At 38.8% G+C, this 10,662-nt stretch carries 7 protein-coding genes, 2 rRNA genes and 1 pseudogene; all 10 read right to left on the reverse strand.

Annotated features, from left to right (window positions below):
- Positions 1-15 precede the first annotated feature (15 nt).
- A complete protein-coding gene (locus A9G03_RS08985) occupies positions 16-387 on the reverse strand; it encodes a YraN family protein (RefSeq protein WP_065798977.1) in 372 nt (123 codons plus the stop codon).
- Positions 353-2,215 (reverse strand): penicillin-binding protein activator, encoded by a 1,863-nt coding sequence (locus A9G03_RS08990; protein ID WP_179854752.1) that lies wholly within the window; start codon positions 2,213-2,215, stop codon positions 353-355. The genes A9G03_RS08985 and A9G03_RS08990 overlap by 35 nt, the downstream gene beginning before the upstream one ends.
- Before the next feature lie 22 nt (positions 2,216-2,237).
- Entirely contained in the window at positions 2,238-3,320 is a 1,083-nt protein-coding gene (gene rlmM, locus A9G03_RS08995) for a 23S rRNA (cytidine(2498)-2'-O)-methyltransferase RlmM (RefSeq protein WP_065798979.1), read from the reverse strand.
- Positions 3,321-3,366: 46 nt separating this feature from the next.
- Positions 3,367-4,317 carry an LpxL/LpxP family Kdo(2)-lipid IV(A) lauroyl/palmitoleoyl acyltransferase gene (gene lpxL, locus A9G03_RS09000; protein WP_065633976.1) on the reverse strand — a complete coding sequence of 317 codons (951 nt, stop codon included), beginning with the start codon at positions 4,315-4,317 and terminating at the stop codon, positions 3,367-3,369.
- A gap of 245 nt (positions 4,318-4,562) precedes the next feature.
- Positions 4,563-5,357: a thymidylate synthase gene (thyA, locus tag A9G03_RS09005; RefSeq protein WP_065798980.1), complete on the reverse strand. Its 795-nt coding sequence runs from the start codon at positions 5,355-5,357 to the stop codon at positions 4,563-4,565.
- Positions 5,354-6,223, reverse strand: coding sequence for a prolipoprotein diacylglyceryl transferase (gene lgt, locus A9G03_RS09010; protein WP_065633974.1), 870 nt, complete (start codon positions 6,221-6,223; stop codon positions 5,354-5,356). Before lgt ends, thyA begins: the two co-directional genes overlap by 4 nt.
- Positions 6,220-6,792 (reverse strand): RNA pyrophosphohydrolase, encoded by a 573-nt coding sequence (rppH, locus tag A9G03_RS09015; RefSeq protein WP_065633973.1) that lies wholly within the window; start codon positions 6,790-6,792, stop codon positions 6,220-6,222. The genes lgt and rppH overlap by 4 nt, the downstream gene beginning before the upstream one ends.
- A 294-nt stretch (positions 6,793-7,086) precedes the next feature.
- Positions 7,087-7,464: pseudogene (locus tag A9G03_RS09020) on the reverse strand (pseudouridine synthase); the annotation flags it as partial.
- Positions 7,465-7,631: 167 nt separating this feature from the next.
- Positions 7,632-7,747: ribosomal RNA gene (gene rrf, locus A9G03_RS09025) — 5S ribosomal RNA — on the reverse strand.
- A 153-nt stretch (positions 7,748-7,900) separates the two neighbouring features.
- Positions 7,901-10,662, reverse strand: a 23S ribosomal RNA gene (locus tag A9G03_RS09030); the annotation flags it as partial.

Here is a 10,662-nt window from a genome sequence, read left to right on the forward strand (position 1 = left end):
TTTTTCACCTAATAATTAAAACGCATTTATAATCCACTTTTGATTTTTGCCTGTTATGGCAAAAATATCAAACCTAAACTCGGTATCTTCAATATTCAAATTTTCAGATAACATCCAGAGTTGTGCTGCTTGTTTAATTTTCGTTTGTTTACTTAATGTTACCGTCATCGCTGCATCGCCAAAATTAGCATTTTTTCGATAACGTACCTCAACAAAAACCAGACATTGCTTATCTTGCATAATTAAATCAATTTCCCCTAAGGGATATTGACTATTTTTAGCAATTAATAAAAGCCCTTGTTTGAGTAAGTATTGGCAAGCGATATTTTCATAATGCTTGCCAATTTGTTTATTATTCGCTTGTTGTGGTAGTTTGAGTTGAACCATGAATATATTGTTGCCAAGACAAGGCTCTGGTAACTTCACACTGATTACTTGTTGATAATTTTCCTGTCATTCCATCTAAGAAATTAGGTTGATAAGAATCTAATTGATTAAAGCGGTTTGCTAATCTCCATGCATCAATACCCATCGCATATAAACGCAATAATGAATAATCTTTCTGAATATTGCTTGGTATCATTTCTTGCATATTATCAGTGCGATTAATGATCATTGGAATATCGGCATACTCCGTTTTATTCATATCGTAGTTAAAATCATTAGATGCATTGGCTACATGGCTTTTTGAACTGGTATAAATCATTATCTGAGATAAATTAGTCCCAGATTTAGCCGCTCCCATATCTAACATAGGTTTGATTAAGGTCAGTTCATCATAAGAAGAGTAGATATAAATAGCATCAAAACTAACTGATTGTTCAAGTGGTACTACCGGCTGAGTAGTTGCATCATTGATTAAAATAGGTGAACCACTCAGGCTGATTCCACTATTTTGATTCATATTTGCGCTCAATGTACTTTTATTGCCAAAATATTGCACATAAGCTTGAGAATTATTAGCAGATAATTGTGACCACTGTTTAGCAAAAGTCTGCGCGACACGTTTGCCTAAATCATTTTGTGGCACAAGCAATAAAGGTTTCACTTTACTTTGTGCATAAATATGATCGGCAGCATCTTTTGCTTCATCTTCTGGTGATAGTGCAAAAAAGCACATTTTATTCGTTGATGTTGTATTATTATCAACTTTATTGAGTGCTAAAACCGGTATGCTTGGTGCTAATTGTTTTATTTTAACGACTTCATCTTTGAGTAAAGGACCAACGATGAGTTCAACATTTTGCTCTTTTGCTTGCTGAATAAGTGTATCCATTGGCGCACTTGTTGTGTCGAGTAAAACGACATTTTGCTGTGGTTCTTGCGGGAAAAACTTTATTGCATCACTATAACCTTGCTTAATTGTATCGCCAAATATACGTGATGAACCATTTAATGGTAATAATAAGGCTACTTTTTTCGCATTCGTATCTGCGGCAGCTAAGGTCTGCTCACCAGTCAATATTGGTAGGATATTTTTAGCAGGATGATCTGGATACTGGGTTAACCAATCAGCAACAGCTTGTTTTAATGCTTGTTTTTGTTTTTGCGCTTTTTCGGCTATCACTTCTGGCGTGTCACCTTCTTGCGTAGTGGGAGCTTTACTGTTGTTTGTGTACGCATAACTTAAGTTAATCCAACCTTGTAAAGTACTGTCATCTTCGTTGACAACAATTGAATTAATTTGATTTACGTTTAACTTGCTAAAGAAATTCCAAGTATTATTTAGTATCTGTTTTTTTTGATTTTCTGGCGCATATTTTTCTAATTCAGTATAGTCATGAGCTTGTGCATTAATCTCTTTATTTTTTTCATCACTACTGAGTTTAATAGTATAATAACGGTATAACTGAGCTTGAGTTAAGCCTTGAGTAGAAAATTGATTAAAATCAAATGACTTTCCTGATTTTACTGCAATTTCACCAAGTAATAATGTTCGCTCTTGTTGTTGCTTAGCATCAAGGTGAGATGATATTTGCGACAGTAATCCATCAGCTTTAGCTATTTGATTTTCTTTCACTAAAGCCTGAATAGCCATTAACTGCCAATTGGTTTTGGCGTAACCAGAACTTTTATCAGCTTGTGATAAATAATAACTAGAATTTTTATTCTGGTCATAATCAGTCATTACTTGTGGCTTATTGGCAGGACATCCAGCCAATAAGGTAAACAATGTAAGTATTAACATTGCATAAAAGGACCGTTTTAAATTCATACACCTATTCTCTTGTAATTTGTTATCCCCAAATCCGCTGTACGTGCACAGTAATTTCTTCGCGATCATGATATAACTGTTTAGCCTGAATTTGGACGTTAATTTGTTTACCATTTAATTCTTCATGAAGTAGCAACAAGTTTTGTGTTACTTCTTCATATCGCTTTTTCATTGGTAATTTAAGGTTAAAAATGGTTTCTCTACACCAACCATTAATAAGCCATTTGGCAATTAATTGTGTCACTTTAGTTGGTTTTTCAACCATATCACAGACCAACCAATAAATATTATGCTTTTTTGGCACAAATTTAAAGCCATCTTCACGATAATGTTTTACTTGTCCGGTTTCCATCAATTTTTTATCCATTGGACCATTATCAATGGCATAAACCATCATATTTCGTTTAACGAGTTGATAAGTCCAACCGCCTGGACAAGCGCCTAAATCGACCGCATTTAAACCACCTTTTAATCGTTCATCCCATTCTTCATATGGAATAAAAATATGGAAAGCTTCTTCCAATTTTAAGGTTGAACGGCTAGGCGCATCGCTTGGAAATTTTAGCCGAGGTATTCCCATATAAAATGGCGAATTATTTTGACTTAACGAATAGCCAATATAGCAACTCTGACTATTAATAAAGAATAGATGAATGACGGGCCTTGATGGATTTTCCACTTTTAATAAGATACGTTTATGTCTTAAAGCTTGACGAAGAGGAACAGTAAATTTACGACAAAATCCTATCAGTTCTTTTCCTTCATTAGTATCTGCTACTTCTACCCGTAAATCACCGGCTTTCTCTATCAAGCCAGATAATGAATCTATGATAGGAGAAATGCGGTCATGGTTAGGTAAATCAGTTAATAAATCACCGGCTGCAAACATTTGCCGGGCAAAAATTAATGTCCGAAAAGATAACGTTTTAATTAAACATTGAGCATCGCCATCTTGGTAGCATTCAAAAATAACATAACCACTATTTTCCTTTACTTTAGCAAAACCAAATACTTCTTTTTGTGATGCTTTATCAGTGATTTCAGCCGCACACTCTTTTTCGAATCCTTGGCGACAATACAAAATAATTTTATTTAGTTTTTGCATATTGTAATTTTTACTCTTCTTCTCAACACGATTTAATGAGCGGATATTAATCAGATTGAACACTATCTGTATACAAAGGTGCTTCACCTTTAGGGCGCGTTTTAAAACGTCTATGTAACCACATATATTGTTCCGGCGCTTTTAAGATTTCGTGCTCAATGGCTTTATTCATAAACGTGGCAGCAAGTACATCATCATCGATTGGATAACCTTTAAGCACAGGCGTTACATCAACAATATAATGACCTTTTTTTTCACGTTTAGGTGTAAACGGTATAATCGCAGGTTGTCCCAACTTAACGAGAATTCGAGTTCCGATTGTGGTTGCTGCTTTTTCAACAGAAAATAATGGTGCAAATACACTATTTTTAGGGCCATAATCATGGTCTGGCGCGTACCAAAGTAATTCACCATTTTTTAATGCCCGAATCATACCTTTGGTATTGTAACGATCTAACATATATTTGTTTGATTTTAGTCGACCTTTAAGCTGCACATAGTCCATTACCAGATTATCATTAGGTCGATAAACACCAACACCGGGGTGACTCATACCTAAAATTCGAGCACCTAATTCGAGTGTTAAGAAATGAATTCCAATTAATAAAACACCTTGTCCTGATTGTTGTACCTTTGTAATATAATCATCACCCACTATAGAAGAATGCTTAGCTAAACGTTTATCGGACCAAAACCAAGCCATACCCGTTTCAAAAATAGCTAATCCAGTCGAAATAAAATTATCACGTAACAGCGCGTCGCGTTCTTGTTGTGATTTGTCGGGAAAACAAAGTTTAAGATTTTGTTTTGCAGTTTCTTTTCGCTTCCCAATTAACTTCATTGAAAGTAAACCTAATGATTTACCTAGTTGATAAATTATTGGATAGGGTAACAATACCAATAGATATAAAAAACCAATTCCTAACCACGTTAACCAGTAACGAGGATGTAATAAGTGCTTAGTAAAAACGGGACGAATTTCCTGATTTTGACTCATATTAAGATCAATTAATGATTTAAACAAAGTTAACTATTATATACCAATCTTGGTTCAATATGCAGGAAAATAACATTCCGATTTACAAAATCGGTTATTGTTACATGATGCGTTCAATAATAAAAAGAGAGATTTAAAAAAATATTGGGATTAATTTGATTAATCCCAATAATACTATTGTTAACTTATGTATGAGTAAAAAAATATATTAAACGTATTTTTTCATCATAATACTTCAACATACTTTACACTGCGACTGGTGCCTTGATGGCAGGATAAGGATCATAATCAACAATCTCAAAATCCTCAAATTCGTAATCAAAAATTGTTGGCGGTTTACGTTTTATCAATAATTTTGGTAATGATCTTGGCTCTCGACTTAATTGCAGCTTAGTTTGATCCATATGAGTTGAGTAGAGATGGGTATCCCCCCCTGTCCAAACAAAATCACCAACCTCCAAATCACACTGCTGAGCAATCATATGTATTAAGAGTGAATAACTAGCAATGTTAAACGGTAATCCCAAAAATACATCACATGAGCGTTGATAGAGTTGACAAGAAAGTTTACCTTGTGCAACGTAAAATTGAAAAAATGCATGGCATGGTGCTAATGCCATTTGATCAAGTTCACCGACATTCCATGCAGAAACTATCATACGCCTTGAATCAGGATCATTTTTAATCTGTTCAATTAATTGAGTAATTTGATCTATTTGACGACCATCGGCAGCTCCCCAAGCCCGCCATTGTTTACCATATACTGGGCCTAAATCACCATTTTCATCCGCCCATTCATCCCAAATAGTCACTTTATTATCCTGTAAATAACGGATATTAGTATCCCCTTTCAAAAACCAAAGTAGTTCATGAATAATAGAACGTAAGTGACATTTTTTTGTTGTGACTAATGGAAAGCCATCTTGTAAATTAAATCGCATCTGATGACCAAAGATCGATAATGTACCCGTCCCAGTTCGATCAGATTTAGGTGTGCCCTCTGCTAAAATTTTTTGCATCAGCGCTAAATATTGTTTCATCGTTTAATCGCCTTACGGTTAAATCTATATGCATATAACAGAATCAAAATACCTCCAATAATCATTGGTAGGCATAAAATTTGTCCCATACTTATCATATTTAAGAATAAGCCTATTTGTTCGTCCGGTTGTCTAAAAAACTCTATGACAAATCGGAATAAACCATAGCAAAGTAAAAATAGACCAGATACAGCACCAACAGGTCTATGTTTACGGATAAATAAATTCAAAATAATAAATAGTACTATTCCTTCAAACAACATTTCATAAAGCTGCGAAGGATGCCTTGGTAAAATACCATTAAGCTGAGAATAAAGAGAGAACCATTCAGGATGCGATTGTACGTACATAAAATCAGCATGAGACGAGGTTGGAAATAGCATTCCAATATGTGATTGCGTTACGCGTCCCCACAATTCACCATTAATAAAATTACCAAAACGTCCAAACATTAATCCAATAGGAACTAAAGGTGCCACAAAATCAGCTACTCGCATAAAGGTTTTGTGTGTTATTTTAGCAAAAATGGCAATGACACAAATCGCACCTATTAAACCGCCATGGAATGACATGCCGCCTTCCCAAACTTTGAACAAAATAACAGGATCTTTAACAAAAGCATCAAAGTTATAAAACAAAATATAACCAAGTCGACCACCGATAAAGAGCCCTAAAAAACCCCAAAATAATAAATTTTCGACCTGTTGTGTAGTCCATTGGCTATTTGGCTGTTTGGCACGACGCTTAGCTAAATAAAGCGCGCCCAATACACCAAATAAGTACATTGCACCATACCAATGTAGCGAAATAGGACCAATTGAAAAAGCAATTGGATCAAAATTAGGAAATTGTAAGTATTGATTCATTTTTTTATACGCTGTTTATTTTTTCGTTTATGAGCAAAGAAATTAAATCGTTTCTTTTTAGAAACATTAACTGTTGGCACTTCTATCTCTGACTGTATAGTAAAAACTGGCAAAGAAAATTCTTTCATTGCTTTTCGATAGACATCACGTTTAAAGGCAATAACTTGACGAATAGGATACCAATAACTCACCCATTTCCAATCATCAAATTCTGGAGTCGAAGACGTATTAAGATTAATTACTGATGTATCAGAAATCAATTCTAATAAAAACCATTTCTGCTTCTGCCCTATGCATACAGGTTGATTTTCCCAACGAATCATTCGTTTTGGTAATTTATAACGCAACCAACCATTAGTTACAGACAAAATTTTCACATCTTTGGGTAATAATCCTACCTCTTCGTTTAATTCACGAAACATTGCCTGCTCAGGCGTTTCGTTTAGTTTAATTCCGCCCTGAGGAAACTGCCAAGAATTTTGTCCATAACGACGAGCCCAAAGAACTTGACCATACCTGTTACAAATAACTATTCCTACATTTGGACGGTAGCCATCATTATCGATCACTGACTACCTCAAAAAATTATTTTTCTATATCTAAATTGTTTCATACATACAGAAATAAATAAATAGGAAAATGAATTTATCAAGCAAATATACTTTTAATCAGCTATTTTTTAGATAATTTAACTGTTGTAACAATGTTTATTATAGCAAAGTGAATTTATATGGCTAAACTGGCAAGAAAGCCGCATAAGCTATAAATAATCTATAATCCACTACTGAGTAAAATAAGAAATCGCATTTCCTATTGTTGTGATCTAAATAATACAATGGTTACTAATGTTGAACCAATTTAGATATAGTTTTACGTTCTCGAATAGGCGGAACGCGTTGCCATAGATTAATCGGTGCTTCAAGCTTAGTCGCTATAGCTGGGGCAGTATAGAACTCTTTTAACTGAACACCTTGAGCGAGTTTGTCTATAGCTTGTTGACTTATTACCCCTTCAACTTGTACCCAATAAGTTTTTGGTAATTTAAATTTTGGCGAGCTGATTTTTGACTGCAATTTACCATCATTGGTCAGTAATAATAATCCTTCACTGTCAGTATCTAGCCGACCTGCGGGATAAAATTTGGGTAATGAAATAAAATCTTTTAATGTCTGATATTTTTCATGGGGAGAAAATTGCGTAATTACATTATACGGTTTGTTAAAAGCAATTAATGAGCGCATTTTATTCCTATCCATTTAACTATTAACTATGTTCAATAACAATATTTTTAATAATATAGTAAATCATTATCAATTTTCTAGCACTGTTAGTCATAATCATTCAGCCAATAAACCGCAAAAAGCAAAAAAGCCCAGCATCTCTGCTGGGCTCTCGCACTAATTTAAAAGTCTGGCGGCACCCTACTCTCACATGGGTAATACCCACACTACCATCGGCACTACGGCGTTTCACTTCTGAGTTCGGCATGGGGTCAGGTGGGACCACCGCGCTATTACCGCCAGACATATCCTGTCTTCTCTTTCTCTCAATTGACGAACATTATCACATATCTTCATCAATCGCTCAATCCGGAACAAACTGTTTTATTAATCTTTAACCATCTTTCGATGACTTCTTACTCTCAACTTCGCGTAACCCAAAACAACTCCGAGTTGTAAGGTTAAGACTCTCGGTTCATTAGTATCAGTTAGCTCAATGTATCACTACACTTACACACCTGACCTATCTACGTCTTAGTCTCAAACGGACCTTACTGATTCTCATCAGGGAAAACTCATCTCGAGGCTAGTTTCGTGCTTAGATGCTTTCAGCACTTATCTATTCCGCACGTAGCTACCGGGCAATGCAATTGGCATCACAACCCGAACACCAGCGGTGCGTTCACTTCGGTCCTCTCGTACTAGAAGCAAACCCTCTCAATTTTCCTACGCCCATGGCAGATAGGGACCGAACTGTCTCACGACGTTCTAAACCCAGCTCGCGTACCACTTTAAACGGCGAACAGCCGTACCCTTGGGACCTACTTCAGCCCCAGGATGTGATGAGCCGACATCGAGGTGCCAAACACCGCCGTCGATATGAACTCTTGGGCGGTATCAGCCTGTTATCCCCGGAGTACCTTTTATCCGTTGAGCGATGGCCCTTCCATTCAGAACCACCGGATCACTATGACCTACTTTCGTACCTGCTCGAGCCGTCACTCTCGCAGTCAAGCTAGCTTTTGCCATTGCACTAACCTCCTGATGTCCGACCAGGATTAGCTAACCTTCGTGCTCCTCCGTTACTCTTTGGGAGGAGACCGCCCCAGTCAAACTACCCACCAGACAGTGTCCCTTACCTCGATTCAGAAGTATAGGTTAGAACATCAAACATTAAAGGGTGGTATTTCAAGGGCGACTCCACACACACTGGCGTGCATGCTTCTTAGTCTCCCACCTATCCTACACATTAAGGCTCAATGTTCACTGTCAAGCTATAGTAAAGGTTCACGGGGTCTTTCCGTCTTGCCACGGGTACACCGCATCTTCACGGCAATTTCAATTTCACTGAGTCTCGGGTGGAGACAGCCTGGCCATCATTACGCCATTCGTGCAGGTCGGAACTTACCCGACAAGGAATTTCGCTACCTTAGGACCGTTATAGTTACGGCCGCCGTTTACTGGGGCTTCGATCAAGAGCTTCTGCTTACGCATAACCCCATCAATTAACCTTCCAGCACCGGGCAGGCGTCACACCGTATACGTCCACTTTCGTGTTTGCACAGTGCTGTGTTTTTATTAAACAGTTGCAGCCAGCTGGTATCTTCGACTGATTTCACCTCCATCCGCATGGGATTTCAATTACCATCAGCGTGCCTTCTCCCGAAGTTACGGCACCATTTTGCCTAGTTCCTTCACCCGAGTTCTCTCAAGCGCCTGAGTATTCTCTACCTGACCACCTGTGTCGGTTTCGGGTACGATTAACTATAACCTGAAGCTTAGAGGATTTTCCTGGAAGCAGGGCATCAATTACTTCACTACCTTAGTAGCTCGTCATCACGCCTCAGAGTTTCAGTGACCGGATTTGCCTAATCACACCCCTACACGCTTAACCCACCATCCAATAGGTGGTAAACCTAGCCTTCTTCGTCCCCCCATCGCAGTTATAGCCAGTACGGGAATATTAACCCGTTTCCCATCAGATACGCCCTTCGGCCTCTCCTTAGGGGTCGACTCACCCTGCCCCGATTAACGTTGGACAGGAACCCTTGGTCTTCCGGCGAGCGGGCTTTTCACCCGCTTTATCGTTACTTATGTCAGCATTCGCACTTCTGATACCTCCAGCATGCCTCACAACACACCTTCGACGGCTTACAGAACGCTCCCCTACCCAATACACTTGCGTGCACTGCCGCAGCTTCGGTGCATAGTTTTAGCCCCGTTACATCTTCCGCGCAGGCCGACTCGACTAGTGAGCTATTACGCTTTCTTTAAATGATGGCTGCTTCTAAGCCAACATCCTAGCTGTCTAAGCCTTCCCACTTCGTTTCCCACTTAACTATGACTTTGGGACCTTAGCTGGCGGTCTGGGTTGTTTCCCTCTTCACGACGAACGTTAGCACCCGCCGTGTGTCTCCCATGATTAAACTTGTCAGTATTCGGAGTTTGCATCGGGTTGGTAAGCCGGGATGGCCCCCTAGCCGAAACAGTGCTCTACCCCCAACAGTTACTCATGAGGCGCTACCTAAATAGCTTTCGGGGAGAACCAGCTATCTCCCGGTTTGATTGGCCTTTCACCCCCAGCCACAGGTCATCCGCTAATTTTTCAACATTAGTCGGTTCGGTCCTCCAGTTAGTGTTAACCAACCTTCAACCTGCCCATGGCTAGATCACCGGGTTTCGGGTCTATACCCTGCAACTTAACGCACAGTTAATACTCGGTTTCCCTTCGGCTCCCCTATTCGGTTAACCTTGCTACAGAATATAAGTCGCTGACCCATTATACAAAAGGTACGCAGTCACACATACCCAACGGTATATGCTCCCACTGATTGTACGTACACGGTTTCAGGGTCTATTTCACTCCCCTCCCGGGGTTCTTTTCGCCTTTCCCTCACGGTACTGGTTCACTATCGGTCAATCAGGAGTATTTAGCCTTGGAGGATGGTCCCCCCATCTTCAGACAGGATATCACGTGTCCCGCCCTACTCTATAAGCTTCCACATAATCCACTTTCATGTACGGGACTTTCACCCTCTATCGTGCGACTTTCCAGACGCTTCCACTAATACATTATGCTACCCGCTTGGGCTGCTCCCATTTCGCTCGCCGCTACTTTGGGAATCTCGGTTGATTTCTTTTCCTCGGGGTACTTAGATGTTTCAGTTCTCCCGGTTCGCCTCATCTGACTATGTATTCATCAGATGATAGTGCAGTCAC

Origin of the sequence: Gilliamella sp. wkB171, from assembly GCF_001693755.1 — a bacterium.
GTDB classification, from domain to species: Bacteria; Pseudomonadota; Gammaproteobacteria; order Enterobacterales; family Orbaceae; genus Gilliamella; species Gilliamella apicola_F.

Bases quoted from the DNA above. Each gene is read 5' to 3' on its own strand.
- A9G03_RS08985 (WP_065798977.1), bottom strand. From the start codon at position 387: ATGGTTCAACTCAAACTACCACAACAAGCGAATAATAAACAAATTGGC.
- A9G03_RS08990 (WP_179854752.1), bottom strand. From the start codon at position 2,215: ATGAATTTAAAACGGTCCTTTTATGCAATGTTAATACTTACATTGTTT.
- rlmM (WP_065798979.1), bottom strand. From the start codon at position 3,320: ATGCAAAAACTAAATAAAATTATTTTGTATTGTCGCCAAGGATTCGAA.
- lpxL (WP_065633976.1), bottom strand. From the start codon at position 4,317: ATGAGTCAAAATCAGGAAATTCGTCCCGTTTTTACTAAGCACTTATTA.
- thyA (WP_065798980.1), bottom strand. From the start codon at position 5,357: ATGAAACAATATTTAGCGCTGATGCAAAAAATTTTAGCAGAGGGCACA.
- lgt (WP_065633974.1), bottom strand. From the start codon at position 6,223: ATGAATCAATACTTACAATTTCCTAATTTTGATCCAATTGCTTTTTCA.